Raw genomic sequence first — 25,501 nt, forward strand, 5'->3', positions numbered from 1 at the left:
CGCGCTCTGGAGCTTCATCGTCCACAGGGTCATTCCCGCGAGAGCACCGCTTGCGCTGAAACGACCTGTGGGATGCAGCCAATTCCCTGTTTGGCACCATCCCACACCACTCACCGTGTTTCCCTCGGGCTTGACCCGAGGGCCACTGGCAATCCGGCACATGCGACGGGTGATCCTCGGGTCAAGCCCGAGGATAGCATGGTGAAGGGGGAACATCTCACTCGCCCCAAACTAAAATCCGAGGCTGGTCGACACATCCACGCCCACCCATAACCACCAGCCGCGACACCAGCGCAGCCGATAACCCGTGCAAAACCGCATGATCCACTGCCATTAACCTGCAAATTCTGCTTCGGCGGGTATACTGCTTTCCTGATTCGTTCTCCTGGAAATACCGCTAATGTCAGACGTCGATTCCTTGCCTCCTGCCGATGACCAGCGCGTCGTCGATCTCAAGCAGGCGCTTGAGGAGCGGTATCTGAGCTATGCGCTCTCCACCATTACGCAGCGCGCTCTGCCCGACGCGCGCGATGGCCTCAAGCCGGTTCACCGCCGCATCATTCATGCCATGCGCCTGCTGCGGCTCGATCCGGGGCAGGGATACAAGAAATCCGCGCGTATCGTCGGCGACGTCATCGGTAAGTTCCACCCCCATGGCGACCAGTCGATCTATGACGCGCTGGTGCGCCTCGCGCAGGATTTCGCACTCCGCTATCCACTAGTCGATGGCCAGGGCAATTTCGGCAACATCGACGGCGATGGTGCCGCCGCTATGCGATACACCGAATCGCGCATGACCGACGTGGCCACCCGGCTGCTCGAGGGCATGAACGAAAACGCCATCGACTTTAAGCCGACCTATGACGGCGAAGACGAAGAGCCCGTCGTCCTGCCATCCAATTTCCCGAACCTGCTCGCCAATGGTTCGACCGGCATTGCCGTGGGCATGGCAACGTCCATTCCGCCGCATAACCTCAGCGAGCTGTGCGATGCCGCATTGCATCTTATTAATGTAAATCCAAACGCTTCCGCCGAAGATCTGACTCAATTCGTCAAGGGTCCCGATTTCCCCACCGGCGGCATCATGGTGGAATCCCCATCCTCCATTGCCCACTCCTACGCCACCGGGCGCGGCTCGTTCCGCCTGCGCGCCAAGTGGGAAGTCGAGGAGACTGGCCGCGGCGTCTACCTGATCGTCGTCACCGAAATCCCCTACGGCATCCAGAAGTCGCGTCTCGTCGAGAAAATCGCCGAACTGCTGCTCGCCAAGAAACTGCCCTTGCTCAAGGACGTTCGCGACGAATCCTCCGACGATATCCGCCTTGTTCTCGAACCGCGCGCCCGCACGGTCGACGCCAATATCCTGATGGAACAGCTGTTCAAGCTCTCCGATCTTGAAACGCGCTTTCCGCTCAACCTCAACGTGCTGGATCGCGGCGCCGTGCCCAAGGTGATGAGCCTGCCCCAGGCGCTCAAGGCTTGGCTGGAACACCGCAAGGAAGTGCTGGTCCGCCGCTCCGAGCACCGGCTGGAGCAGATCGCCCACCGCCTGGAAGTGCTGGCCGGCTATATCATCGCCTATCTCAACCTCGATGAGGTGATCCGCATCATCCGCGAGGAGGACGATGCCAAGGCGTCGTTGATGGCGACGTTCGAGCTGACCGATGTGCAGGCCGAAGCCATCCTCAACATGCGCCTGCGCTCCCTGCGCAAGCTCGAGGAAATCGAACTCCGCAAGGAACACGCTACGCTGACCGAAGAACAGGGCAAGCTGCAAACGCTGCTCGCTTCGGACAAGCGGCAGTGGTCCTCCATCAGCAAGGAAATAGACGCCCTTAAGAAGGCCTATCCGCTGACCAACCCCGATGGAACGCCACACGCGCTGGGCGCACGCCGCACGGTGCTGGGCACCGCCTCCACCGTCGACCTGGCGGAAGTCACCGAAGCCTTCATCGAACGCGAGCCGATCACTGTCATCCTTTCCGAAAAGGGCTGGATACGTGCACCGCGCGGCCATGCCGTCGATGTCAATGACGACAAGGGCTACAAGGCCGGCGACCGGCTCAGATTCTCGATCAAGTGCGAAACCACCGACAAGCTGCTGATGCTGACCACCGGCGGCCGCGTCTACACGCTTGCCGGCGACAAACTGCCGGGCGGCCGCGGGCAGGGCGAGCCGGTCCGCCTCATGGTCGATATCGAAGAAGGCCAGGATATCGTCGATATCTTCGTCTATCGCCCGGGCCAGAAACGTATCATCGCGTCATCTGCCGGTTACGGCTTCATCGTCGGCGAAGATGAGATGATAGCCAATACCCGCAAGGGCAAGCAGATCCTCAATGTTCCCGCCACCGAGGAAGCGCGCCTGCTTGTGCCACTCGCCGGCGACCGCGTTGCTGTCATCGGGCAAAACCGCAAGCTCCTCGTCTTCCCGCTGACCCAGTTGGCGGAAATGAGCCGCGGCAAGGGCGTACGCCTGCAGCGCTACAAGGACGGCGGCATTTCCGACCTGAAAACCTTCTATGCCGCCGATGGCCTCACCTGGACCGATTCCTCCGGCCGCACCTTCACCAAGCCGATGGAAGAACTAACCGCCTGGATCAGTGACCGCGCCACCGCCGGTCGCCAGCCGCCTAACGGCTTCCCGCGCAACAACAAGTTCGTAGGGTAGGGCGACTGAAATGATCCGCCACTGCGTCTTCGTTAGATTTCGCCCTGAGATCAGCGCCGGCGAACGCGCCGAAATCTATGCCGGCCTCAACGCCCTGGTCGGCCAGATCGACGGCCTGCTCACCGCCCATTTCGGCGCCAATGTCTCACCCGAAGGCCTCGCCCAAGGCTTCAACGACGGCTTCATCATGGACCTCGCCAACCAAGCCGCCCGCGACCGCTACCTCACCGACCCCGCCCACCAAGCCGCCGGCAGCAAACTCGTCGCCGCCCTCCAGGGCGGCCGCGACGGCCTGATCGTTTTCGACATGGAAATCTAAGCGCGTCTCGTTTGGTGGGCCTCAGGTAAGAGCCCGGCAGACCTCATGGTGAGCTTGTCGAACCACGAGGTCGAGCGAGTGGAGGCGCGGGTGCCACGACCTCGTCCTTCGACAAGCTCAGGATGAGGTCTACTGGGCGAGTATTCTGTGGGACGTGCTTCAAGTACCCGGACCCACAACGACGGCCTACGCACAATCTCACCCAAACTCGATCAGTCCCCTCGCCCCTCAGGGGAGAGGGCTAGGAAGTGTTCATTTCCGGCACTTACCGGTTTCCCAGTTATCACCGCGTCATTCCCGCGAAAGCGGGAACCTCCGTTTCAAAACAGGGGTTCCCGCTTTCGCGGGAATGACCCGGTGGAAGGAACGAAGCAACACTTCCTAGGGTGAGGGGGGCGATGCCCGGTCAACATAATGCCGAACTAGCGACACCCACCACTACAGCAGGCACCACCCCATAGTACCCTTCTGCACTTCAAGCGGCTGAAACTGCGCCTTATACGCCATCTTGGGCGAATCCTTTACCCAATACCCCAGGTAGACATAACTCAGCCCCGCCGAGCGCACCTGCGCGATATGGTCCAAGATCAAGAACGTGCCCAGGCTGCGGTGCGCCAGTTCCGGATCATAGAAGGAGTACACCATCGACAGCCCATCGGGCATGACATCGGTCAGCGCCACCGCCACCAGCGGCTGGTCCGGGTGCTCCCGCAGCCGGTATTCCACCAGAATCGATTGAACCGGCGTGTCCTCGACCATGTACTCATAGTCGACAAAGCTCATCTGGTTCATGCCGCCGCCGGCATGCCGTGATTCCAGATAGCGCTTGAAAAGGTCGTATTGCTCGCCCGTTGCCGTCGTCGGCCGCACGTCAACCATCAGGTCGTCGTTCTTGGCCTGCACCCTCCGGTAACGTCCCGACGGCTCGAACTTGCCCGCAACGATCCGCACCGATTGGCACGCATTGCACCCCTCACAGGCCGGCCGATAGATCAGGTTCTGGCTGCGCCGAAACCCGTTTTCGCTCAACAAATGGTGCAGGCTGGCAGCGCGTCGCCCCGACAGATGGGTAAACAGCTTCCGCTCCTGCCGATCGGGCAGGTAGGGGCAGGGCATGGCTGCCGTGAGAAACAGCTGCGTCGTCTCTGGCGTCTGGTCGGTCATCCCCAACCCTTGCGTACAATCAGCCGAATGTACTCCTTGCCGTCACCCGCGGCAACGCCTCAAAAAGCCTGGCTGGTCCGGGCACTTTGCGCCCGCCAGTGCCGCACCATCGGTGAGCGGCGCACCATCAGCGTACCCGTCACCAGATCATGCAGCATCTGCCGCCGCGGCGTGAACAGCACGAACAGCAGTGACAGCGGCAGCGAAATCCACGCGGTGATCCAGAACACCCCGGCATGGATCAGCGCTATCCAGCCATCGAGTGGCTGCCCGCGCGCCGGTGTCAGCACCAGGTCCATCATCAGCATCCCCAACGTCGCGCGCCTCGAGGAACCCAGCGTAATCACATAGTAAAACACAACGCTCGCCGGCACGACCACCAGCAGAGCCAGCCACGCCAGCCCAAACGTCAAGAACCCGGCAATCAGCCCCACGAACGTGAACGCCAGGATCAGCACGCCCATGGCGATGAGGTCGATCACGAAGGCAATCGTGCGGCGCGTCAGCAAGCCCTCGAACAATTCGGGCGAACTTGCAGGATCGGGCAGGCGAGGTGTCTGGTTCATGGACAAAACATTGTCACGCACCCGCCCCTGCGCAAGACCCCGCGGCCAAGTTTTCACGCAACCCGCAAAACCTGCGCTTTCCTGCGGCTGCAGGTCACACTCCTATTGACGACTAGGCGAAATCCTATGCACATGGCGCCACCATGAGTGATATCCAGTCTTTCCGCCAAGCCGTCGAATCCTTCATCTCCGCGCGCGGCTGGACGCCAACCCGCTTTGGCCGCACCGTTGCGGGCGATCCGCTGTTCGTATTCGACCTGCGCGAGGGCCGCGAACCCCGCTCGGATACCCGCACCCGCATCCTGCGCGCCATGCAGGATTTCGGCGACGGCGAATCCCGCGCGCCGCTACGCGTTGGGGTGGCGGGCCTCGGCAATGTCGGCGCCACCCTGGTGCGCATCCTGCAAAAGGACGGCGACGAGCTGACCAAAAAGCTCGGCCGCCAGCTCGTGGTCACCGCTGTCGCAGCGCGCTCCCGCTCGCGCGACCGCGGCATCGACATTTCCGGCCTCGACTGGTTCGATGATCCGGTGGCCCTCGCCAAATCCGACGGCATCGACCTTTTCGTCGAGCTGATCGGCGGCGAAGACGGCCCGGCGTTTGCAGCCGTCAAAGCGGCCCTCGAAATGGGCCGCCCCGTCGTCACCGCCAACAAGGCGCTTCTCGCCAAGCACGGCGTCGCTCTCGCCAAGCTCGCCGAAGAATCAGGGGCCCAGCTCGGCTTTGAAGCCGCCGTTGCCGGTGGCATCCCGGTCATCAAGACCCTGCGCGAAGGCCTGGGCTCCGCCAGCATCGCCAAGGTGTTCGGCATCATGAACGGCACCTGCAACTACATCCTCACCCGCATGGGCAACGAGGACATCAGCTTCGCCGATTGCCTCAAGGACGCGCAGGCGCTGGGCTATGCCGAAGCCGACCCGACCTTCGACGTCGAAGGCTACGACACCGCCCACAAGCTTTCCATCCTCGCCACCCTCTGCTTCGGCTACGAGATCGCCCCGGACAAGATTCGCGTCGAGGGCATCTCTTCCATCAGCCAGCACGACATCAAGGTCGCCGCCGAACTCGGCTACAAGATCAAGCTCCTGGGCATCGCCCAGCGCACTGAAGACGGCATCGAGCAGCGCGTCCACCCCACCTTCGTGCCCAAGGGCTCGGCCATTGCCGGCGTCGATGGCGTGATGAACGCCGTCGCCCTCGAAACCGATCACGTCCACGAACTGCTGCTGGCCGGTCCCGGCGCTGGCGGTCCCCCGACCGCATCTTCGGTGCTGTCCGATATTCTCGATATCGCCCGCGGCACCCGCGTGCCACCCCTGGGCGTGCCCAGCGACGAACTGCTGCCCTACCGCGAAGCGCCGATGCGCGCCCACGACGGCGGCTACTATATCCGCCTCAACGCCAAGGACGTTCCCGGCGCGCTGGCGGCGATTGCAACCCGCATGGGGGAGCGCGGCATCTCCATCGACTCTGTCATCCAACGGTCCGATTTGGGCGCTAAAGCCACCGCAGCGGACGGTTCGCCCACCCGCACGGTGGTGATGATTACCCAACAGACTTTGGAATCATCCGTGCGTGAATCGCTTGCGCAGATCGCCGCTGACGGGTTTATCGTTGGTGAGCCGCAACTGATCCGGATCGAAACGCTCTGATATCCCGCTCCGGGCCCGTCAGGCTGGGAGGGGAATAATGAAGCTGAGCAAGGTCGAGGAGGCCAAGAGCCCCGCCCATCTGCACCGCAGCCTGACGCTGGAACTGGTGCGCGTCACCGAACGCGCCGCCATCGCCGCTGCGGAATGGCGCGGCAAAGGCAACGAACAGGCCGCCGACGAAGCGGCAGTCCAGGCCATGAAAGCCGAACTCGCCCGCGTCGCCATCTCGGGTCGCATTGTCATCGGCGAAGGCGAAGAGAACGAGTGCGAGCACCTCTATATCGGCGAACCCGTCGGCGCCGGTGAAGGCCCCGAAGTCGATATCGCTGTCGACCCCCTTGAAGGCGTCACGCTCTGCGCCAAGAACCAGCCCGATTCCATCGTCGTGCTCGCCATGGCCGAGCGCGGCGGCCTGCTTAACGTTGCCCGCAACGTCTATATGCACAAGATCGCCATCGGGGCCGGCTACGCACCTGGCACTGTCCACATCGATTGGACCGCCACAGAAAACGTCAAGGCACTCGCCAAGGCTAAGGGCGTCCCGCTCCCCGAAATCACCGCCATCGTGCTCGATCGTCCCCGCCACGCCGGCCTGATCGAGGAACTGCGCACCACCGGTGTTGCGGTCAAACTCATCAGCGACGGCGACATTGCCGGCGTCATCCACGCCGTGAACACCGAAGACACCGGCGTCGACATCTACCTCGGCTCCGGCGGCGCACCCGAAGGCGTCCTTGCCGCCGCAGCCCTGCGCTGCATTGGTGGGCAGATGCAGGGCAAGCTGATCCTCGATACTCCGGCCAAGCGCGAACGCGCCCACGCCATGGGCATCACCGACCCGGCCCGCATCTACGACGTAAGCGAGCTAGCAGCCGGCGATGTACTTGTCGCCGCCACCGGCGTCACCGACGGCACCTTGCTCGAAGGCATCCGCCTGCGCCCCAACGCCGTCCAGACCAGCACCATCGTCATGCGCTCCTGGAGCCAGACCGTCCGCTGGATCAAGGCGCAGCACGCGCGCTGAGCCTTATTCCAACCACCGGCCGTCACCCTCGGGCTTGACCCGAGGGCACTGCACTTGCAGGGCGTTGGGTAAGTGAAGAGCCCTCGGGTCGAGCCCGAGGGTGACGATTGAGTGTGTGAAATGGCGGGTGGTTCTCCCGCCACCCTTCCCACCACACCCCAAATCGCCTACCTCTCACCCATGCTGGATGCGCCTAGATCATTCCTCGACGTCACTCGCTCGGTAACCGGCCGCACCTGGACCGACCGGCTCGACCCCGCTGCCGCGCGCACTGCCGCCGCCATCGCCCAGCGCAGCGAGATCTCCGAAATCCTCGCCCGCGTGATCGCGGCCCGCGGCGTAGCGCTGGAGGACGCCGAAAAATACCTTGAGCCCACCATTCGTGGCCTGATGCCCGATCCCTCGACCCTCACCGCGATGGACGCGCTGGCCGACCGTCTCGCCAAGGCCATCACCGACAACGAAGCCATCGCGCTGTTCGGTGACTACGACGTGGATGGTGCCTGCTCCTGTGCCCTGATGGTGCGCTATCTCCGCCATTTCGGCATCGAGCCGCAGGTCCACATTCCCGACCGCATCTACGAAGGCTACGGCCCCAATATAGCGGCAATGGACAAGCTGATCGACAGCGGCGCTTCCCTCATCATCACGCTCGATTGCGGCACCACCAGCGACGCTCCCATCGCCCATGCACGGGGCAGGGGTGCGGACGTACTGGTCATCGATCACCACTTGTCCGACCACGAACTGCCCGACGCCAATGCCCTGGTGAACCCCAACCGTGCCGACGACATTTCGGGCCTCGGCTACCTCTGCGCTGCCGGCGTCACCTTCATGGTCATGGTCGCCGTCAACCGCGCCCTGCGCCAGCGCGGTGATACCGGCCTGCCGGACCTGCTCAAGCTGCTCGACCTTGTCGCCCTCGCCACCGTCTGCGACGTCGTTCCCCTGGTCGGCCTCAACCGCGCTTTCGTGGTGCGCGGCCTCGAAATCGCCCGCCGAGGCGACAATCACGGCATTCAGGCCCTGGCGCTCGCCGCCCGCCTCTCCGGCCCGATCAACCCCTACCATCTGGGCTTCCTGATCGGTCCTCGCATCAATGCCGGGGGCCGCATCGGCAACGCCGCCTTGGGCACAGAACTGCTCACCGTCGACAACGAACACCATGCCCTCGCCATCGCGGCCCGCCTCGATGAGCTCAACAGCGAACGCCAGCGCATCGAAGTCGAGGCAGTCGAAGAAGCCGCCGCTGTCGCCGAAATGGAGATCGGCTCAGGCGAAGGCCCGCCCGTCCTCGTTCTCGCTTCGGCCAATTGGCACCCCGGCGTTGCCGGTCTCATCGCCGCGCGCCTGCGCGAGCGCTTCGAGCGCCCCGCTTTCGCCATCGCCCTCCAGCCCGATGGCACCGGCACCGGCTCCGGCCGCTCCATGCCCGGCGTTGACCTCGGCCGCGCCGTCATCGAAGCCGTTGAAGCTGGCCTCATCGCCAAGGGCGGCGGCCACGCCATGGCTGCCGGCGTCACCATCAAGCCGGGCCAACTGGGCCCCTTCCGCTCCTTCCTCGCGCAAGCGCTCTCCCGCGACGTCAGCGTGGCCCGTGCGGCAACCGCCTTGCCGATCGACGCCGCGCTCACCGCGCGCGGCGCCAGCCTGCCTTTGGTGCACGATCTGGAGCGGGCAGGGCCCTATGGCTCCGGCAATCCCGGCCCGCTATTCGCTTTTCCCGCCCACCGCGCCAAGTTCGCCCAGGTCGTCGGCAAGGGCGGCCATGTCAGCTTCTCGCTGACCTCCGATGACGGCGCCCGCCTCAAAGCCATCGCCTTCCGCGCCGCCAACACGGCAATCGGCGATGCCCTCCTACGCTCCCCCGACTCCACCTTCCACTTCGCCGGCGCCCTGTCCATCGACCACTACCAGGGCCGCGAGCAAGTCCAGTTCCGCCTGACCGACATGGCCAAACCCAAGGCCTGAATCAGGAAATAGCTGTCCCTCACTGGAGGAAGTGTTCCATCTTATTCACCGCGCCACGAGGTCGTGGCACCCTCATGCACACCAATCCACCGCGTCATTCCCGCGAAAGCGGGAACCTCCGTTGGCGAAGGTTGCAAGGAAAACAGAGGTTCCCGCTTTCGCGGGAATGACGTTGTGGTTGCTACATCGTCAAAACCAGTCCGATGTGAACACACCTCACTGGAATGGGAATCACCCAGCAAACCTCACGGCAAGCCCGCTCCCTCAGCAGACCTCATGGTGAGCCCGTCGAACCACGAGGTCGGGGCACCTTGCATCACCAATCCACCGCGTCATTCCCGCGAAAGCGGGAATCCCACTTTCGTGGAGCAATGAAGGAAGATTCCCACTTTCACGGGAACGACGCTGTGGTTGTCACCTCACCAAAACAAGCACCCCCAACTAAACCCTTCCGCTCAGGCCGCGATGAACACCGCCCCCTAACCGCCGCTACCCTGTTGAAACTGCTGCTTGCATATCCGTTTATCACCGCTAAACTAGCTGAGGGCATACGCTGGAAAGCACTGCTTTTGTGGCTCAGGGGTGTGCCGACGACGCTTAAAGTATCGGCGGCAGCGGACGCTGCCAGACATGGCGAAAAGCTGGATTCTGCAGCCCAATGAGTAAAACCGCAGTAGACGACACCAATACCGGCGTCACGCCGTGGACCCGCTTTGCCTCTTGGGCACTCGACATAATCGGTCAGAAGATGATCGGCCAGGCGCGCCACGGCAGCGTAACGGTGATTCTTCCCAACGGCCGCACGCGCACCATCGGTAATCCGTCCACCGGCGAACACTCGGTGCTGCGGCTCAAGAATTTTCGCGTTGTGCGCGAAGCCATGCAGCGCGGCACCGTCGGTTTCGCGGCTGCCTATATGGATGGCGATATCGAGGTCGATGATCTCACGGCGCTGTTCCGTTTCTTCCTGCAGAATCGCGATACACTCGAAAAGGCGAATCCCGGTTTCTTCCGCAAGGCGGCCGCCGACCTGCATTACCACCTGTCCCGGCGGAACACGCTGGAGGGCTCCAAGAAGAACATCGCCGAGCATTACGACCTGGGCAATGATTTCTACGGTCAGTGGCTCGACCCCTCGATGACCTATTCATCGGCCCTGTTCCAGTCCGGTGACCAAAGTCTTGAAGATGCGCAGCGCGCCAAATATCGCCGGGTGGCGGATATGGCGGGCGTCACCGAAGGCTCCAGTGTTCTGGAGATCGGTTGCGGCTGGGGCGGCTTTGCCGAAACAGTTGCCCGGGACTACAAGGCGAAACTGCGCGGCATCACGCTGTCGGCGGAACAGCTCAAATACGCCCGTGAGCGCTTGGCGCGGCAGGGGCTGGATGATCTCGCGACGCTGGTTTTTGAAGACTATCGCCACACAGAGGGCCAGTTCGATCATGTCGGCTCCATCGAGATGATCGAGGCCGTGGGTGAAGACAACTGGCCCAGCTATTTCCAGACCATTCATGACCGCCTGAAGCCCGGTGGCACTGCCGCCATCCAGGCCATCACTATTCACGAAGACGATTTCGATGGTTATCGCAGCGGGCCCGATTTCATCCAGCGCTACATCTTCCCGGGCGGCATGTTGCTGACCAAGACGGTGATGCGCGAATTCGGCGAGACCTACGGCCTCGTGCTCGAAAACGTCGACAATTTCCGCCTGTCCTACGCCAAGACGCTCAAGCTGTGGCGCGAGCGCTTCCTCGAGCGTTGGCCGATGATAGCCCCGCTGGGCTATGACGAACGCTTCAAGCGCAAATGGGTCTATTATCTCAGCTATTGCGAAGCCGGTTTTGCCGAGGGCACCATCGATGTCGGTATCTATCAGTACCGCAAACCGGCATAGCCGCTGCTATTTTCTAGGCAGCATCTTGTTGGTCAGCCAGAAGAAGATGGGGTAGGGCAGCAGCCTTATTCCCTTCATCAGCCAGACCATGCGCCTGGGGAAGGTGATCTCGAACGCATCCGATCTGGTCAGCGCGTCTACGATTCGCAGTGCCGCATCCTCCGTCTCCATCAGGAACGGCATGGGGAAGTCGTTCCTGTCGGTCAGCTCCGATTTCACGAACCCTGGTGCGATCATCCGCACCTTGATGTTGCGCGGCGCCAACTCGGTCCGCATCGTCTCCAGCAGGTTGATCAAAGCGGCCTTGGTGGACGCATAGGCTGCCGCTCGCGGAAGGCCGAAATACCCCGCCATGGAGGAGATCACGGCAAACTGGCCGCCACCCTGCCGGTCCATCTGCGCCAGCATCGGATTGGCCGCACGCAGTACGCCGAGGAAGTTGGTGTCCACTATCCTGTGGAACTTGCCGAAATCGTAATCCCCCACATCCATCGGCTGCCAGGCCGCCGCTCCAAACAGGAACAGATCGATCCGGCCCAGATTGCTGACGATCTGGTCCACCGCCGCAGCCACGGCGTTTGCGTCGGTTACATCCAGGGGGTAGGGGCGGATGGAAGGACTATGCTTCGCCACCATCGCGAGCTTATCGGCACGACGTCCGGAGATCGCCACGGTCCAGCCACGCGTCGCCAGGAGCCTTGCCACCGCGGCGCCGATTCCCGATCCCCCGCCAATGATCCAGGCAACGCCCGGCCGTGCTCCGAACATGTCAGACCTTCCATGCAGCTAAATGCAGAAAAGTGGGTGCAGCACAGGAGCTATTCGAAGGCCGAATGGAAGCGATCTCGAAGCAAGATCGAAGCAATCTTCTGGTACGCCCACGGGGAATCGAACCCCGCTCTGCACCGTGAGAGGGTGCCGTCCTAACCGATAGACGATGGGCGCGGACCTAGAAGAACAGCACCTAACTTATTGCATTCCCGAAAGAAAGGGAATGGTACGCCCTAGGGGAATCGAACCCCTCTCTGCACCGTGAAAGGGTGCCGTCCTAACCGATAGACGAAGGGCGCCTAAGCGCTGGTGGTCGTATAGTTGCCCCGTTTCAGATACGCAACCCCCCTCTGTCAGCAACCTCGTTTTTTTTAACAGCCGGAGAAGGTAACCGGCCGATTATAGCCCCGTGGACGCTCGCGAACGTCCACATGGATGAACTTCCGGCCAGGATAACAGCCAAGCCCGCCAACGCTTTCGGTCCGCATGGCGAACGCAATCAACTCCCGCTTGTCCACGCCAGGAATATAGAAATCCGCGGCCATGCACTTGGTATGATAGGAATTATCAGCCCCTTGCGCCGCCGAATTGTGCTGCCTGTCGCGGTAGCCGGAATTCATGATTACCTTTCGCCCGAAATGTCCCTCGAATTCCCAAATCACGAATCGCAGTTTGGGTGCGATGCAGAGAGCATTGACGTCGCGGCTGGAGACGATGGTGCCCCAATCATTGCGCTTGCCGGCATAGGCTGACCCGCTGGAGCTGGCGAACATGGCCATGGGAACGCAGGCTGACAGCACGAGGCTGCACAGCATGGCGGCGATGATGGTACGGACTATAGTAATGATCGCGACCTCCGAGACCGGCCAGTGTTGCTCGCTAGCAACAGCCTTCGGCCATTCCGTGAGTTCGCTAAAATACGATCAGTTTCGCTAACCGGAGCCTAAGCGCTACGGTTAGCGAAGCGTTAGCTACGAAGTTTGTGGCTTACCACTTGCCGGTATTGGGCATCGATAGCCAAGGCTCCTGTGGGGGCAGGGTGCCGTCCTGGATCAACTCGATCGAAACATTGTCGGGTGATCGCACGAAGGCCATGTGTCCATCGCGCGGCGGACGGTTGATAACCACGCCCATGTCGCTCAGGTGCTGGCACAGCGCATAGATATCCTTCACCCGATAGGCCAGGTGGCCGAAATTGCGGCCTTCGCCATAGGTTTCCGGGTCCCAGTTGTAAGTCAGCTCGACTTCGCCGCCTTCATCGCCGGGAGCGCGCAAGAAGATCAGCGTATAGCGGCCTTTTTCGTTTTCAGTCCGGCGCACTTCCTCCAGCCCCAGCCCCTCGCAGTAGAATCGCAGGCTCGCTTCTACATCGGTGACGCGCACCATGGTGTGCAGGTATTTCATCGGGCTTCTCCATTCTTCAGGTGCATTGGCCTACCAAGCACGCTCCGCCCCGGCAACCTTCCCCGCCAGCAACAAATTACTAAGACATGCTTAACAATGGGCGCTGAATCGGACACAGTGTTCCAATCGTATGGAGTAGCTCGCGACGGCGGGTCGAGTAAAAAGGCGTTGGAGTCCATGGGGGCGAAGTTCAGTGGGGATGACGATCAGCCGATGAACCCGGCAACGCGAACGGAACCTATTGCCGGCGCCGACTCCAGCAAGGACCAGGGCCTCGACACCATTGAGGTGACCGGCGCGATCAAATGGTTCGATGCCGGCAAGGGCTTTGGCTTCATCGTGCCCGACAATGGCATGCCCGATGTGCTGCTGCATGTGACCTGCCTCCGCCGAGATGGCTACCAGACCGCTTATGAGGGCGCCCGCATCGTTGTTGAGGCGCTGAACCGCCCCGGTGGGCTCCAGGCGTTCCGTATTATCTCGATGGACGAATCAACCGCGCGGCACCCATCGCAGATGCCCGCGCCGCGCACGCATGTCGTGGTGGAGCCCACATCAAGCATGGTCCGGCTCGAGGTGAAGTGGTTCAACCGCATTCGTGGCTTCGGCTTTCTGTCTGCGGGAGAAGGCACTCCGGACGTATTTGTTCACATGGAAACCTTGCGTCGCTTCGGCATCACCGAACTGCGCCCCGGTCAGTTTGTCCTCGTGCGCTACGGTAACGGTCCCAAGGGCCTTATGGTCGCCGAAATCAGGCCAGAGGATTGGGGCGATGCCCCGTCTTCCCACTAGGATCAGCCGATGCACCTGACCAAAGCTTTCGCTCCAGCCATCCGTAGCGCTGGCGCCGTGCTTGCTATGCTTGCCGTTGCCCTGCCGGTCGCTGTTCAGGCTCAGGACAACGAGCTGACGCTGCATACGGCAACAGGTGACTATCGCTTCAATGTCGAGGTTGTCGATACGCCGGAAAGTCGCGCCCAAGGCTTGATGTTCCGCACCGAACTGGCAGACGATGCGGGCATGTTGTTCGACTTCAAGGAAGAACGCGAAGTATCGTTCTGGATGCAGAACACGCTCATTCCGCTGGACATGATCTTTGTCGGGACCGACGGAGTGATCGACACCATCCACGTCAATGCGCGCCCGCAGGACCCAACCTCGATTCCCTCCGAAGTACCGGTTCAATTCGTGCTTGAAATCCCGGGCGGCCGCTCGGTCGAAATTGGCCTTAAGCCCGGCGACACCATGGAGCACGACCGTGTGGTTGCCCCGGCCGCTAAAGCCGATGAATGACCATACAGTCGATCACTGCCCATAGATGAAAGCTGGCGCCGCCTACCACGAACACATGCCACAGGGCATTCTGGAACCTTAGTCTTTCCCAGAGATGGAAGATAATGCCGAGCGAGTAGGTGACCCCGCCGGCAAGCAGCAGCCACAGCGTCGTATCAGGCAGGGTTTGCGCCAGCGACTGGAACACCAGCAGCCCGCTCCAGCCGATTGCCAGATACAGCACGATCGCCAGGCGTCCAAACCGCTCCGGCACGATCAGCTTCAGCGCGATGCCGACCAGCGAAGCGCCCCACACGAAGCTCGTCATCAGCATGCCCATAGCCGTACCGCCAATGATGGCCAGGAATGGCGTGTAAGTCCCTGCTATGAAAAGAAATATGGCGGCCTGGTCGAAGCGCGCGAGGTGCATTTTGACCGGCGTCACCGGCCAAAGGTTATAAGCCATCGAGATACTGAATAGCGTCACGAACGAGATCAGATAAAGCGTCAGCGCGGGAACGGCTTCCGGCGCTGTCTCGAGGACGGCATAAATTAGCAGAATCGAGCCGGCGATAAGTGCGACCAGCAGTCCCAGCACATGAACGACAGCATCAACGATCATCTCCACTCGGGTATATGGACGCTGTTCGCGGCTCCACCACGAATAGTTCGGCTGTAGATCAGTCAATCTCGGCTCCTGGTTCGCCACTGGTCGCTGCAACATGCAGACACATGTGGCGGTTCATTGACTGAACGTTCCGGTTGACAACTCGTTGCGCCGTCTCGCCTCGCTTGACGTGTAACTGTGCCGTTACTACTGGGGTGGGAGGACCTTGGACACGCTATGCCACCGCCCATCTCGATCTTTCTTGCTCTCGCCGATCCCACCCGCTGCCGCATCGTGGAAATCCTGCGCACAGGCCCTCAGCCGGTGCACGTTCTCGCGTCGCGCTTCGCCATCAGCCGTCCGGCAATTTCCCGGCATCTGCGCGTTCTCAAGCAGGCGAGGCTGATCAGCGAGAAGAAAACAGGCCGTGAGAACCTGTATCGTCTGCACGCCAAAAAGCTTGAGCCTGCGCAAAACTGGATTGGCGGTATTTCGTCTCCTGCAGTCGCAGAAGCAACCGCGAAGACGCCGCCTAAGCCGCGCAAGGCTCCGGCACCCAAGATTGTCGAGATCACCGTCAAGCCGCCGAGCACGCCTGCCGTGTCCCAGATGGGATTTGATTTCTAGAGCGCTGGTTCGACGGCTGGTTCCCCAATTTCCTGACGAAGCCGCACGCTATCCCGAACATGTCGATTGAGAGGATGGCTGGCTTGAAAGAATTGGCGTTGCGCATCCTGACCCGGACCGCCAAGATCGTTACCTGCGTTCGCTACCGGAGCCTGAAAAGCCTATGACAACCCAGATGGATATCATTACCGATCTTGGAGTCGCACCGACATTTGAGGCCTCGCGGGAGGCAGAGCGGCGCCTGGGGTTCCTCAAGGATTATCTCCAACGTTCGGGACTTCGGAGCTACGTACTCGGCATCAGCGGCGGCATCGACTCCACCACGGCAGCTTTGCTCGCTCAGCGTGCGGTACGCGAGTTGCGTGACGAGGGATATGACGCGCAATTCGCCGCCGTGCGCTTGCCTTATGGGAATCAGGCCGACGAAGTAGATGCTCAGGCAGCGTTGAAGGCGATCAATCCGGACAAGACCTTCACCGTCAATATCAAGCCCGCTGCGGATGCTATGTGGCAGCAGGTGAAATCGTCCGGCTTCCAGCCCACCGATGCGGCACAGGAGGATTTTCTCCTGGGCAACGTCAAGGCAAGACAGCGCATGATCGCCCAGTTCGCCCTCGCGGGCGGTCTCAAGGGCCTCGTCATCGGCACCGATCACGCGGCCGAAGCGGTGATGGGCTTCTTCACCAAATTCGGTGACGGCGCAGCCGATATCCTTCCCTTGGCCGGCCTCAACAAACGCAGGGTACGTGCGGTTGGCAAGCATCTCGGCGCCCCGGAAGAACTGGTGTTCAAGGTCCCCACGGCAGATCTCGAGAACAATGCTCCACTTCGGCCCGATGAGGATGCCTATGGCGTCACCTACGATCAGATCGATGATTTCCTGGAAGGCAAGCAGATCGACGACGCAGCACAGGCCCGGATCATGCAGGCTTACCGGACGACCGCGCACAAACGTGCCTTGCCGGTAGCCGCAAACATCTAACCAACGCTGTGTGCAGTTGTCCTCAACGGAATGCAGAGCGGCCGCTGGTGCACCGGGTCGATTATGATCGTCGCTTCGACATCGAAGATGGCGGCGATCAGCGCTTCCGTCATCAGCGCTTCCGGCGGCCCGCTGGCGGCAAGCTTGCCCTCGTTCAGGAACACAAGTTGATCGGCATAGCGGGCGGCCAGGTTGAGGTCATGAAGGACCAGCACCACTGTGCGGCCGAAATCACGGTTCAGCTGCCGTACGAGTTCGAGGCAGTCGATCTGATGAGCCATGTCGAGGTGGTTGACCGGCTCGTCGAGGCAAATGATGTCGGTTTCCTGCGCCAGGACCATGGCGATCCACACCCGCTGCAACTGGCCACCCGATAGCGAGCCGATGGGGCGCTCCCGCAGATGGGTGACACCCGTGCCCGCCATGGCAGCGTTGAGGGCGCGGCTGTCTTCACGGCTCCAGGGCCGCAGCAGGCTCTGATGGGGGTAGCGACCGAGGCGGACGAGTTCCTCGACGGTCATGTCGCCGGGCGCCGATGGGCTTTGCGATAACAGCCCGATCTGGCGTGCAAGGTGTTTTTCGGAGAGGCTTGCCACGTCCGTGGTCTCGATCAGCACCTTGCCGGCGCTGGGCTTGTGGAGGCGGCGGATAGCCCGCAGCAGGCTCGATTTACCGCAACCATTGGGTCCGGCGAGAACCGTGATTTGTCCGCGTGGAATGTCCAGCGACAGTCCGTCGAGCACCGGGCCGCCGCCATAGCCGAGCGAGAGGCTGTCGACCGCGATGGCTAAATCATCCGTCATGGCGCTGCCTGCTCATCAATAGGAAAAGAAAATAGGGGGCGCCGATCACCGCAGTGACGGTGCCGGCCGGCACTTCGACCGGAGAAAAGAGTACGCGCACGACCAGGTCGGCCCCCACCAGCATCAGCGCACCAAGCAGGAAGCTGCCGACGAGCCCAGCATAAACGCTACGACCGACAAGTAGCCGGGCCATGTGCGGCGCCATCAACCCGATGAAGCCCACCCCGCCCACGAAAGCCACAGCAACGGCGGTCAGGGCGGCCGCCAGGGCAAAGACCACAATGCGGAAAACCGGCAGATCGAGCCCGACGCTGCGAGCGGAGGTCTCGTCGAGATCGGCAGGCGGCAGCTTGCGGGCAACGACCAGTGAAAGGACCAGCAGGGGCAGCAGCAGCAGGGCTGTGACCTGTATCTCGCTCCAGTTGATCTCATTGACAGCGCCGGCAATCCAGCGGGCAGCCTGGCTGGTGCGGTAGATGGGCCCGATCAGCATCAGCACCATGACCAGCGCCTTGAATACGGCGCCAACGGCAATGCCGAACAGAAGGAGTCGGATCGCAGAATTCGATTGCTGGCCGCTGAGGGTAAAAACCAGGACAATGCCGAGCGCCGCGCCCACCATCGCGGCCACCGGCTGGTAGGCGATGGAGGTCACGAGAGCGTTCGACTCATCGGAGAGCAACGCCAGGAAGATAACCACACCGAGCGCGGCACCGTCGATCACGCCAAGGATGCCCGGTGACGCCAGGGAGTTCCGGGTGATCTTCTGGAGCAGGAACCCGGCAGTTGCCATGGCACCGCCAGCGATGGCGGCTATCACCACCCGGGGCAGGCGCAATTGAAGAACAATAAGCTTCTGCGTTTTTTCGCCGGCGCCAAGGATCGTTGCAGCCACCTGGTCGATCGGTATCCAGCTCGAGCCAAAGGCGACGCCGCTGAGGCACAGCAACACGCAAGCCACGGTCAGCACGACAAGGCTTGTTGGCGCGCGCGCCGCAGCAAGATTTGTCGACAGATGGCTCATGCTATCCGCCGGCGGAGAAGCAGGACAAGGACAATGCCGCCCACCACGGCGGTTACCGCACCGACCGGAGCTTCAAGCGGGAAGATAACAAACCGCGCCGCCACATCGGCGAGCGTCGTGTAGACAGCGCCCACCAGTGCAGCAGCGATGATTTGCCGGTCATGACGTAATCCGACGAGGCGGCGCGCCGCATGAGGTACCACGAGGCCCACGAAGCTGACCGGGCCGGCCATCGCCACGGCAGCGCCGGTCAGGAGGGCAACGGAAAAGAAGCAGCCGATCCGCACGAGGCCGACCGGCACGCCCAGGCTGGTGGCGGTGGAATCGTCCGCCTGTAGAGCGTCGAGGGGCCGGGCGAGCAGGAAGGCGATGACAGCGCCGACAAGCACGAACGGGCCGCAGTTGATGACGAGTGTCATGGGGCGATCGACAAACGAGCCGGCAAGCCAGAACAGCAGGTTCTGCAACTGCGCTTCGTTGGTGGTGAGAATGATCTGGACGAAAGATTGCCCGAGCCCCGCGATGGTGACGCCGATGAGGACGATCCGCAATGGCGATAAGCCGCCGGCGCCGGCAGCGATGGCGAACACCACGAGGCTGGTGACGAGGGCGCCAAGCGCCGCGGTCAGCGACAATCCGGCAAGCGAGCCAATGCCGAATACACTGCTCGCCACTACGACAGCGAGCGATGCGCCGGCATTGAGCCCAAGCGTGTCCGGCGATGCGATGCGGTTGCGTGAAAGCGTCTGCACCTGAACGCCTGCAATGCCAAGGGCAGCGCCGACCAGAGGGGCGATCACCGCACGCGGCAGACGTAGATTGGTGAGAACCGTTGCGGCCTCAGTGCCGTCGAAGTGAAACAACGCGTCCCAAAGCTGCCCAAGATCATAGATGCGGTAGCCAACCGTCGCGCTCACCAGCATTGCGGCGATCAGCGTCGCGACGAGCAACGCGTAGATCGGCACAAGGCTCGCTGTACCGGCGCGAGTGACAGCTGTGGGTGCGATATCCGACAGGGGTGCGTCCAATAAGGTGAAGTTGACAGTCAGAATTTTTTCTGACTGTTTGTCGAAACCATTTCCGGACCCAAATTGTCAAGTTCCGAGGAGGAATCATGAACATCCTTCGTCGTACGCTGCTGGCTTTTGCCGTTGCGGCCATCGTCGGCAGCCCTGCGTTCGCGCGCGAAATCACCCACGCGATGGGCGTGACCGATGTGCCCGACAATCCGCAGCGGATCGTGGTTCTGACCAATGAAGGCACGGAAGCTTTGCTTGCGGTCGGAATTACCCCGGTCGGCGCTGTTCGCTCATGGCTCGGCGATCCATGGTACGCCCACATCGCCGACGACATGGCCGACGTGACGGTGGTTGGCGAAGAGTCGGCAATAAACCTAGAAACGATCGCTGCACTCGAACCCGATCTGATCCTGGGCAACAAGACGCGCCAGGAAAAGAGCTATGATCAGCTCTCGGCTATCGCGCCGACGGTCATGTCGGAGCGCCTGCGCGGCGACTGGAAGATCAACATGGCGCTCTATACCGATGCTGCCGGCAAGGGGGACGAGGGCAAGGCTGCGCTGACAGCGTTCGATGCCAGGGCTGCCAAGCTGGGCGAACAAGCCGGTCCTCTCCTTGAGGAGGAAGTCTCGCTCGGCCGTTTCATGCCCGCACTGACCCGGATCTATTACAAGGACACCTTCGCCGGCCTTATTCTCGAGCAGATCGGTTTTCATCGTCCAGCTGTGCAGGACAAGCCTGAGTTCGCCGACGATGTCGGCAAGGAACGTATTCCCGACTTCAATGGCGACCGCTTGTTCTACTTCGTCTACGAAACCGGCGACGGCGCAGCCGAGCAGCAGGCTAGCGACTGGACCAGCGATCCCCTGTGGCAGGACTTGCCAGTGGTGAAGGCGGGCAAGGCCTACCCGGTCGATGACGCGGTCTGGAACACTGCAGGTGGCATTATTGCCGCGAACCTCCTCCTCGACGATATCGAACGCATCTACGAACTGCCACCCACCCGCTAGGGTTGTATGGACTCTCAGCGCGGTGCTGCCTCTTTCCCTTCCCCCCTGAGGGGAGAAGGTGGCCCGCAGGGCCGGATGAGGGGTTCAGCCTCGGGGCTTGAGCCGATGTGCCCGCCCCCTGAGGGCACAATAGGAACCGACATACCGCTTAACCGTCCACACGCCCTGGGCGCCTGAATTATCCACCCTTCGATTTGGGTTGCCATGAACAAGATCATCTTCGCCGCCGCAGCCTTTCTTGCCGTGATCGCCCCCGCACAAGCGCGTGAGATCACCCATGCGATGGGGACGACCGAGGTGCCGGACAATCCGGTACGCATCGCCATTCTGACCAACGAGGGGACTGAGGCACTGCTCCACATGGGCGTGGTGCCCGTAGGCGCCGCACAGTCCTGGGAAGGCGACCCGTTCTATCCGCATCTCGCCGATAAGCTCGGCGATGCGGTGTCGCTGGGCACCGAAACGGCGATCAACCTCGAAGTGCTGGCCTCGCTCGAACCGGACCTGATCATCGGCACCAAGATGCGCCAGGAAAAAATATACGAGCAACTGTCTGCTATCGCGCCAACGGTTATGTCAGAAACGATCGGCGCCGCCTGGCTGGACAATTACAGCTTCTATGGCTCCGTGATCGGTATCGACGACGAGGCGGCCGCTGGGATCGCGGCGCTCGAAGCCAGGGCAGGGACCTTGCGCGAAGAGATCGGAGAGGGCATCAACGAAGAGATTTCGTTGGTGCGGTTCGCGCCAGGACGGACGCGCATCTATTCCGACCACTCCTTCCCGGGCATTGTGCTTGACCTTGTGGGATTTGCTCGCCCGGCGTTGCAGCGCAGCGAGGAGACCTTTGTCGAAATCGGCAAGGAGCGCATTCCTGAAATGCGCGGCGATCGCATCTTCTACTTCGCTCCCGATGCCGATCCGCAGGACTCTCTCAGCAATCTTGACGAATGGCTCAATGACCCACTCTGGCTTGGCCTCGAAGCGGTCAAGGCCGGCAAGGCTCAGCGCGTCAACGAACTTGCCTGGAATCTTGGGGGTGGCATCTACTCAGCACATATGATGCTTGACCAACTCGCCGAGATTTACGGCGTCAAGCTGCCGGCAGCTGAGTGACGCGGGAGTTCTGCACCGACCGCGCCATTGCGTGCGGTGAACCGCTGGCGGGCACAGGTGCGATCGCTGAACGGCATCTGTTTCTCGTATGGCCGAAAACCAAATGGCGGCGTCCGAGGTTCGAATCCGAGGGGTTTACGCCCGAACTCACCGCTGCCATGCGGGCAACCAGCGGCGCGAAAAGCTATGTGGGCCTGATTGCAGGTGACGGTCCGGAGCTGGAACTCCGCTCCTTTCCTGACAATCGCCGCATGACGGCGCGCGACCAATCGCATCTGGCCGAAATTATTCTCGCGTGGGGCAGGGGCGAACCGCTTGCAGGAGCAAGTTCAAATCGCCGAGCCATCCTCTGTTGCACTGATGCGAGGACCGATGCCTGTTGCGCCCGCTACGGCTTCCCGCTTTTCAAGGCACTGTCTAGTGCTGCCCCTTCGTTCGATATCGACATCCTCCAGTGCACCCATGTCGGCGGGTGCCATTTTGCCCCCTCCGTCATCGTAATGCCAAATCGGCATCGCTACGGACGGCTGTCTCCGACCGACGTTCCGGCCTTTCTAGAAGCCATTTCGTCCGACGAACTCTACCTGCCGAACTATCGTGGCAACCCCCAGCTCAGTGAAGTGGAGCAGGCTGCGGAGCTTGCCGCCCATCTCCAGAATTCCTCTGCGAGCCAAAGCGACGTAATTGTTCTGGGCACCGAGGAAGCCGGCGAAGGGGCCGTTGTTCGACTTGAGGTGCGAGGAGCGCCGACAGAAGTCAGATTGCAACGCACCGATTTCGCCATTCACTCCAATTGCCGAAATCTTGACGGACCGCCCAAGCTGGTGAGCCGGTGGTTGGCCGAGAAATAAGGCCCAGGATCGACGCACCGAGCTTGTACATTTTAGTCTAGGTTAATCGGCTTATTTTGGGTTGATCGTGATTCAGGTAGGTTCCGCCACTTTAGTGGAGTGCTGGAATATGCTGGCAAGAGTAGGCTATTTCCTCGGTGTCTCGGTTATTACAGCCGTGGCAGTGATCCCGGTCAGCGTACTGGTGGCGGTGTGGCTAGTAGCGGCTGTTGCATTAGCGGTTGAGGCGGTCGTCCTTGTGCTGGCATTTTGATTCCTTTGGCTGCCCCCTTTCGCATGGCGTTGGGCTGATCCATTCATAGCGGGCTGGTTGCGGTTCTTCTTCGATTGACATTCGTTTTGCTTTCACCCTAACCTTCACTCGTTCTTGAAGACCGGAAAACCGGCCAAGGACGGGAGGACACTTTGGGCGGTACGCGTATCCACGACCCCGTGGTGATTGGCGCCGGCTTCAACGGCCAACGCATCTTCAGCGATGCGATTGGCCGAAGCTGCAGCCCGCTCGTGCCTGAAGCCGGCAGCAATAGTTCTTTGCTCTGCGTCTGCCAGGCGACTTCCAAGCCGCATTCCTCAATGATTGCCGGCTAGGAGGCTGGGATGCTCGAGCTGCGCAATATCAACAAGCAGTCCGGCGCCGAAAAACATCTCAGCGACATTTCCCTGCGCCTTGAACGCGGCACCCTCAATGTGCTGCTCGGCCCGACGCTGTCCGGCAAGACCAGCCTGATGCGCATCATGGCGGGGCTCGACCGCCCGACGAGCGGTACCATCCATGTCGATGGCGTCGATGTCACCGGCGTTTCCCCCCAGAAGCGCGACGTCGCCATGGTATTCCAGCAGTTCATCAATTACCCGTCGATGACGGTTTACGAGAATATTGCCTCGCCCATGCGTGTGGCCCGTGCCGACCGCAAGAGCATCGACGATGCCGTGCAACGCGCCGCCGCGTTGATGAAGCTGACACCCTATCTCGATCGCATGCCGCTCAATCTGTCCGGTGGCCAACAGCAGCGCACCGCCCTTGCGCGCGCCATCGTCAAGAATGCCGGCCTAGTGCTGCTCGATGAGCCGCTCGCCAACCTCGACTACAAACTCCGCGAGGAACTGCGGGCCGAATTGCCGCGCATCTTCGCGGAAAGCGGCACCATCTTCGTCTACGCCACTACCGAACCATCCGAAGCGCTCCTTCTTGGGGGCAACACGGCAACGCTGGCACAAGGCCACGTGACCCAATTCGGGCCGACCATTGACGTCTTCCGTAGCCCCGTCGATCTGGTGACGGCACGCACCTTCGCCGATCCGCCGCTCAACACCATTTCCGCTGACAAGACCGGCAATACCTTCGTGCTCGAAAGTGGCGTCGGCATTCCGGCCGTGGACGCCATTGCTGATGGCATCTACACCATCGGCTTTCAGCCCCACCATCTGTCGCTGACGCCATCGGGCGCCGAGGCCGTCGCTCTGCGCACGGTAGTGGCAGCACTCGAAATCACCGGCTCCGAAAGCTTCGTTCACCTCCGGTTTGTCGGCGCGGACTGGATCATGTTGACACCCGGCGTGCAGGATTTTGCCGTCGGTCAAGAGATCGAAGTCTTCCTCGATCCACGCCTGCTGCTCGTCTTCGACGGCACCGGAAGAGCTGTCGGCCAAACGCCGGCTCTAGCGGCATAGCGGAGGGGACATGGCACGCATCGATCTCGATCACATCCGCCACTCCTACCTTTCCAATCCGCAACGCGACGAAGACTACGCGCTCAAGGAGGTGCACCACAGTTTCGCCGATGGCGGTGCCTATGCGCTTCTTGGCCCTTCCGGTTGTGGCAAGACCAGCCTTCTCAACATCATTTCCGGGCTGGTTGCACCCTCACGTGGACGCGTGCTGTTCGGCGGCGAGGACGTAACCGATCTCTCAACCGAACGGCGCAACATCGCGCAGGTATTCCAGTTTCCAGTGATCTACGACACCATGACGGTGTTCGATAATCTCGCCTTTCCCCTGCGCAACCGCGGAGTGGCCGAAGCCGACGTTAAGCGACGGGTCACTGAAACCCTGGAGATCATCGGTCTGGCCGACTGGGCGCATCGTCGGGCACGCCGGCTCACGGCGGACCAGAAGCAGAAAATCTCGCTCGGCCGCGGCCTTGTCCGCCATGACGTCAACGCCATCCTGTTCGACGAGCCGCTGACCGTTATTGATCCGCACATGAAATGGGTCCTGCGCAGCCAGCTCAAGGAACTCCACAAGCGCTTTGGTTACACCATGGTCTATGTCACGCACGACCAGACCGAGGCACTGACCTTTGCGCAAACGGTGGTCGTGATGTTCGAGGGCGCGGTCGTCCAGATCGGCACCCCCGCCGAACTGTTCGAGCGGCCCAGCCACACATTCGTCGGCTACTTCATCGGCTCGCCCGGCATGAACGTCATCCCGGTGGATCTCGACGGCGCTACGGCCCGCCTGGGCTCCCAGGTCATAACGCTTCCCGGCGCTGCCAGCCCAAGCCCCGGCGCCCGCATCGAGCTTGGTGTCCGCCCCGAATATGTGCGGGTCGGCCGCGAAGGCATGCCCATACGGGTGCTCACCGTGGAGGATATCGGCCGCCACCGCATCGTCCGTGGCACCCTGGAGGGAAGCGATATCGCCGCCATTGTCCCAGAGCATCATGAATTGCCCTCGGAACCCCGCGTGCAGTTCGACCCCAAGGGGATCAACATCTACGCCAATTCCTGGCGCCAGAGCCTGGGGGCCTGAGG

25 protein-coding genes and 2 tRNA genes are annotated in these 25,501 nt (G+C 61.7%); 16 read left to right on the forward strand and 11 right to left on the reverse strand.

Features of this window, described 5'->3' with window-relative positions; translation table 11 throughout:
• Nucleotides 1-400 precede the first annotated feature (400 nt).
• Nucleotides 401-2,671: a DNA topoisomerase IV subunit A gene (gene parC, locus C8264_RS17920; RefSeq protein ID WP_108462359.1), complete on the forward strand. Its 2,271-nt coding sequence runs from the start codon at nt 401-403 to the stop codon at nt 2,669-2,671.
• A 10-nt stretch (nt 2,672-2,681) separates the two neighbouring features.
• A complete protein-coding gene (locus C8264_RS17925) occupies nt 2,682-2,990 on the forward strand; it encodes a Dabb family protein (protein ID WP_108462360.1) in 309 nt (102 codons plus the stop codon).
• Between the two features lie 438 nt (nt 2,991-3,428).
• Here the strand turns inward: C8264_RS17925 and C8264_RS17930 are convergent, their stop codons facing one another.
• Nucleotides 3,429-4,154 carry an arginyltransferase gene (locus C8264_RS17930; protein ID WP_108462361.1) on the reverse strand — a complete coding sequence of 242 codons (726 nt, stop codon included), beginning with the start codon at nt 4,152-4,154 and terminating at the stop codon, nt 3,429-3,431.
• A 59-nt stretch (nt 4,155-4,213) separates the two neighbouring features.
• Entirely contained in the window at nt 4,214-4,720 is a 507-nt protein-coding gene (locus tag C8264_RS17935; RefSeq protein ID WP_108462362.1) for an RDD family protein, read from the reverse strand.
• Nucleotides 4,721-5,031: 311 nt separating this feature from the next.
• Between C8264_RS17935 and C8264_RS17940 the strand changes: the two genes are divergently transcribed.
• From C8264_RS17940 to C8264_RS17960, 5 genes are all read left to right on the forward strand, one after another.
• Nucleotides 5,032-6,372, forward strand: a complete 1,341-nt coding sequence (locus C8264_RS17940) for a homoserine dehydrogenase (RefSeq protein ID WP_245893367.1) — start codon at nt 5,032-5,034, stop codon at nt 6,370-6,372.
• A gap of 37 nt (nt 6,373-6,409) precedes the next feature.
• Nucleotides 6,410-7,396 carry a class II fructose-bisphosphatase gene (gene glpX / locus C8264_RS17945; RefSeq protein WP_108462364.1) on the forward strand — a complete coding sequence of 329 codons (987 nt, stop codon included), beginning with the start codon at nt 6,410-6,412 and terminating at the stop codon, nt 7,394-7,396.
• A 180-nt stretch (nt 7,397-7,576) separates the two neighbouring features.
• Entirely contained in the window at nt 7,577-9,367 is a 1,791-nt protein-coding gene (recJ, locus tag C8264_RS17950) for a single-stranded-DNA-specific exonuclease RecJ (protein ID WP_108462443.1), read from the forward strand.
• 371 nt (nt 9,368-9,738) lie between these two features.
• Nucleotides 9,739-10,029 carry a DUF1365 family protein gene (locus C8264_RS22980; RefSeq protein WP_162783745.1) on the forward strand — a complete coding sequence of 97 codons (291 nt, stop codon included), beginning with the start codon at nt 9,739-9,741 and terminating at the stop codon, nt 10,027-10,029.
• The gene (locus C8264_RS17960) at nt 10,026-11,261 is read left to right on the forward strand and encodes an SAM-dependent methyltransferase (RefSeq protein ID WP_108462366.1); all 1,236 of its coding nucleotides are present in this window, start codon (nt 10,026-10,028) and stop codon (nt 11,259-11,261) included. Before C8264_RS22980 ends, C8264_RS17960 begins: the two co-directional genes overlap by 4 nt.
• 6 nt (nt 11,262-11,267) lie before the next feature.
• Here the strand turns inward: C8264_RS17960 and C8264_RS17965 are convergent, their stop codons facing one another.
• From C8264_RS17965 to C8264_RS17985, 5 genes are all read right to left on the reverse strand, one after another.
• Entirely contained in the window at nt 11,268-12,029 is a 762-nt protein-coding gene (locus tag C8264_RS17965; RefSeq protein ID WP_108462367.1) for an SDR family NAD(P)-dependent oxidoreductase, read from the reverse strand.
• 102 nt (nt 12,030-12,131) lie between these two features.
• Nucleotides 12,132-12,206, reverse strand: a tRNA-Glu gene (locus tag C8264_RS17970).
• Nucleotides 12,207-12,256: 50 nt separating this feature from the next.
• Nucleotides 12,257-12,331 (reverse strand) — tRNA-Glu (locus C8264_RS17975).
• Nucleotides 12,332-12,403: 72 nt separating this feature from the next.
• Nucleotides 12,404-12,811, reverse strand: a complete 408-nt coding sequence (locus C8264_RS17980; RefSeq protein ID WP_162783746.1) for a YcbK family protein — start codon at nt 12,809-12,811, stop codon at nt 12,404-12,406.
• A 208-nt stretch (nt 12,812-13,019) separates the two neighbouring features.
• Nucleotides 13,020-13,436: a VOC family protein gene (locus C8264_RS17985; protein ID WP_108462369.1), complete on the reverse strand. Its 417-nt coding sequence runs from the start codon at nt 13,434-13,436 to the stop codon at nt 13,020-13,022.
• A 213-nt stretch (nt 13,437-13,649) separates the two neighbouring features.
• Here C8264_RS17985 and C8264_RS17990 point away from each other — a divergent pair, with 213 nt between their 5' ends.
• Together C8264_RS17990 and C8264_RS17995 are read left to right on the forward strand one after the other, a co-directional pair.
• On the forward strand, nt 13,650-14,228 hold the full coding sequence (locus C8264_RS17990) for a cold-shock protein (protein WP_425430698.1): 579 nt from the start codon (nt 13,650-13,652) through the stop codon (nt 14,226-14,228).
• 9 nt (nt 14,229-14,237) lie between these two features.
• Complete coding sequence (locus C8264_RS17995) at nt 14,238-14,729, forward strand: DUF192 domain-containing protein (RefSeq protein WP_108462371.1); 492 nt, start codon at nt 14,238-14,240, stop codon at nt 14,727-14,729.
• Here C8264_RS17995 and trhA read toward each other — a convergent pair.
• Nucleotides 14,713-15,396 carry a PAQR family membrane homeostasis protein TrhA gene (gene trhA, locus C8264_RS18000; RefSeq protein ID WP_245893349.1) on the reverse strand — a complete coding sequence of 228 codons (684 nt, stop codon included), beginning with the start codon at nt 15,394-15,396 and terminating at the stop codon, nt 14,713-14,715. The two genes, C8264_RS17995 and trhA, sit on opposite strands and share 17 nt — an antisense overlap.
• Before the next feature lie 156 nt (nt 15,397-15,552).
• Between trhA and C8264_RS18005 the strand changes: the two genes are divergently transcribed.
• The gene (locus tag C8264_RS18005) at nt 15,553-15,942 is read left to right on the forward strand and encodes an ArsR/SmtB family transcription factor (protein ID WP_108462373.1); all 390 of its coding nucleotides are present in this window, start codon (nt 15,553-15,555) and stop codon (nt 15,940-15,942) included.
• A gap of 163 nt (nt 15,943-16,105) precedes the next feature.
• Nucleotides 16,106-16,924, forward strand: coding sequence for an ammonia-dependent NAD(+) synthetase (nadE, locus tag C8264_RS18010; protein ID WP_108462374.1), 819 nt, complete (start codon nt 16,106-16,108; stop codon nt 16,922-16,924).
• On the opposite strand, the gene C8264_RS18015 is transcribed toward nadE, so the two are convergent.
• Genes C8264_RS18015 through C8264_RS18025 form a run of 3 tightly spaced genes read right to left on the reverse strand, consistent with a single transcriptional unit; the run spans nt 16,921 to nt 19,716 of the window.
• Nucleotides 16,921-17,727, reverse strand: a complete 807-nt coding sequence (locus C8264_RS18015; RefSeq protein WP_108462375.1) for an ABC transporter ATP-binding protein — start codon at nt 17,725-17,727, stop codon at nt 16,921-16,923. The two genes, nadE and C8264_RS18015, sit on opposite strands and share 4 nt — an antisense overlap.
• Nucleotides 17,717-18,751 carry a FecCD family ABC transporter permease gene (locus C8264_RS18020; protein WP_108462376.1) on the reverse strand — a complete coding sequence of 345 codons (1,035 nt, stop codon included), beginning with the start codon at nt 18,749-18,751 and terminating at the stop codon, nt 17,717-17,719. Before C8264_RS18020 ends, C8264_RS18015 begins: the two co-directional genes overlap by 11 nt.
• Nucleotides 18,748-19,716, reverse strand: a complete 969-nt coding sequence (locus C8264_RS18025) for a FecCD family ABC transporter permease (RefSeq protein ID WP_245893351.1) — start codon at nt 19,714-19,716, stop codon at nt 18,748-18,750. Before C8264_RS18025 ends, C8264_RS18020 begins: the two co-directional genes overlap by 4 nt.
• 149 nt (nt 19,717-19,865) lie before the next feature.
• Here C8264_RS18025 and C8264_RS18030 point away from each other — a divergent pair, with 149 nt between their 5' ends.
• The 5 genes from C8264_RS18030 to C8264_RS18055 all read left to right on the forward strand — a co-directional run bounded on the left by C8264_RS18030 (nt 19,866) and on the right by C8264_RS18055 (nt 25,499).
• Nucleotides 19,866-20,780 carry an ABC transporter substrate-binding protein gene (locus C8264_RS18030; protein WP_108462377.1) on the forward strand — a complete coding sequence of 305 codons (915 nt, stop codon included), beginning with the start codon at nt 19,866-19,868 and terminating at the stop codon, nt 20,778-20,780.
• 204 nt (nt 20,781-20,984) lie between these two features.
• Nucleotides 20,985-21,896: an ABC transporter substrate-binding protein gene (locus tag C8264_RS18035; protein ID WP_108462378.1), complete on the forward strand. Its 912-nt coding sequence runs from the start codon at nt 20,985-20,987 to the stop codon at nt 21,894-21,896.
• Nucleotides 21,893-22,747: a sucrase ferredoxin gene (locus tag C8264_RS18040; protein WP_108462379.1), complete on the forward strand. Its 855-nt coding sequence runs from the start codon at nt 21,893-21,895 to the stop codon at nt 22,745-22,747. Before C8264_RS18035 ends, C8264_RS18040 begins: the two co-directional genes overlap by 4 nt.
• Before the next feature lie 597 nt (nt 22,748-23,344).
• Nucleotides 23,345-24,418: an ABC transporter ATP-binding protein gene (locus C8264_RS18050; protein WP_108462381.1), complete on the forward strand. Its 1,074-nt coding sequence runs from the start codon at nt 23,345-23,347 to the stop codon at nt 24,416-24,418.
• 10 nt (nt 24,419-24,428) lie between these two features.
• A complete protein-coding gene (locus C8264_RS18055; protein ID WP_108462382.1) occupies nt 24,429-25,499 on the forward strand; it encodes an ABC transporter ATP-binding protein in 1,071 nt (356 codons plus the stop codon).
• The last annotated feature ends 2 nt before the right edge of the window (nt 25,500-25,501 follow it).

It is taken from the genome of Devosia naphthalenivorans, from assembly GCF_003056355.1.
GTDB classification, from domain to species: domain Bacteria; phylum Pseudomonadota; class Alphaproteobacteria; order Rhizobiales; family Devosiaceae; genus Devosia; species Devosia naphthalenivorans.

What these genes read in the sequence shown, in the direction of transcription:
- parC (WP_108462359.1), top strand. Translation starts at nt 401, where the DNA reads ATGTCAGACGTCGATTCCTTGCCTCCTGCCGATGACCAGCGCGTCGTC.
- C8264_RS17925 (WP_108462360.1), top strand. Translation starts at nt 2,682, where the DNA reads ATGATCCGCCACTGCGTCTTCGTTAGATTTCGCCCTGAGATCAGCGCC.
- C8264_RS17930 (WP_108462361.1), bottom strand. Translation starts at nt 4,154, where the DNA reads ATGACCGACCAGACGCCAGAGACGACGCAGCTGTTTCTCACGGCAGCC.
- C8264_RS17935 (WP_108462362.1), bottom strand. Translation starts at nt 4,720, where the DNA reads ATGAACCAGACACCTCGCCTGCCCGATCCTGCAAGTTCGCCCGAATTG.
- C8264_RS17940 (WP_245893367.1), top strand. Translation starts at nt 5,032, where the DNA reads ATGCAGGATTTCGGCGACGGCGAATCCCGCGCGCCGCTACGCGTTGGG.
- glpX (WP_108462364.1), top strand. Translation starts at nt 6,410, where the DNA reads ATGAAGCTGAGCAAGGTCGAGGAGGCCAAGAGCCCCGCCCATCTGCAC.
- recJ (WP_108462443.1), top strand. Translation starts at nt 7,577, where the DNA reads ATGCTGGATGCGCCTAGATCATTCCTCGACGTCACTCGCTCGGTAACC.
- C8264_RS22980 (WP_162783745.1), top strand. Translation starts at nt 9,739, where the DNA reads ATGAAGGAAGATTCCCACTTTCACGGGAACGACGCTGTGGTTGTCACC.
- C8264_RS17960 (WP_108462366.1), top strand. Translation starts at nt 10,026, where the DNA reads ATGAGTAAAACCGCAGTAGACGACACCAATACCGGCGTCACGCCGTGG.
- C8264_RS17965 (WP_108462367.1), bottom strand. Translation starts at nt 12,029, where the DNA reads ATGTTCGGAGCACGGCCGGGCGTTGCCTGGATCATTGGCGGGGGATCG.
- C8264_RS17980 (WP_162783746.1), bottom strand. Translation starts at nt 12,811, where the DNA reads ATGGCCATGTTCGCCAGCTCCAGCGGGTCAGCCTATGCCGGCAAGCGC.
- C8264_RS17985 (WP_108462369.1), bottom strand. Translation starts at nt 13,436, where the DNA reads ATGAAATACCTGCACACCATGGTGCGCGTCACCGATGTAGAAGCGAGC.
- C8264_RS17990 (WP_425430698.1), top strand. Translation starts at nt 13,650, where the DNA reads ATGAACCCGGCAACGCGAACGGAACCTATTGCCGGCGCCGACTCCAGC.
- C8264_RS17995 (WP_108462371.1), top strand. Translation starts at nt 14,238, where the DNA reads ATGCACCTGACCAAAGCTTTCGCTCCAGCCATCCGTAGCGCTGGCGCC.
- C8264_RS18005 (WP_108462373.1), top strand. Translation starts at nt 15,553, where the DNA reads ATGCCACCGCCCATCTCGATCTTTCTTGCTCTCGCCGATCCCACCCGC.
- nadE (WP_108462374.1), top strand. Translation starts at nt 16,106, where the DNA reads ATGACAACCCAGATGGATATCATTACCGATCTTGGAGTCGCACCGACA.
- C8264_RS18015 (WP_108462375.1), bottom strand. Translation starts at nt 17,727, where the DNA reads ATGACGGATGATTTAGCCATCGCGGTCGACAGCCTCTCGCTCGGCTAT.
- C8264_RS18020 (WP_108462376.1), bottom strand. Translation starts at nt 18,751, where the DNA reads ATGAGCCATCTGTCGACAAATCTTGCTGCGGCGCGCGCGCCAACAAGC.
- C8264_RS18030 (WP_108462377.1), top strand. Translation starts at nt 19,866, where the DNA reads ATGAACATCCTTCGTCGTACGCTGCTGGCTTTTGCCGTTGCGGCCATC.
- C8264_RS18035 (WP_108462378.1), top strand. Translation starts at nt 20,985, where the DNA reads ATGAACAAGATCATCTTCGCCGCCGCAGCCTTTCTTGCCGTGATCGCC.
- C8264_RS18050 (WP_108462381.1), top strand. Translation starts at nt 23,345, where the DNA reads ATGCTCGAGCTGCGCAATATCAACAAGCAGTCCGGCGCCGAAAAACAT.
- C8264_RS18055 (WP_108462382.1), top strand. Translation starts at nt 24,429, where the DNA reads ATGGCACGCATCGATCTCGATCACATCCGCCACTCCTACCTTTCCAAT.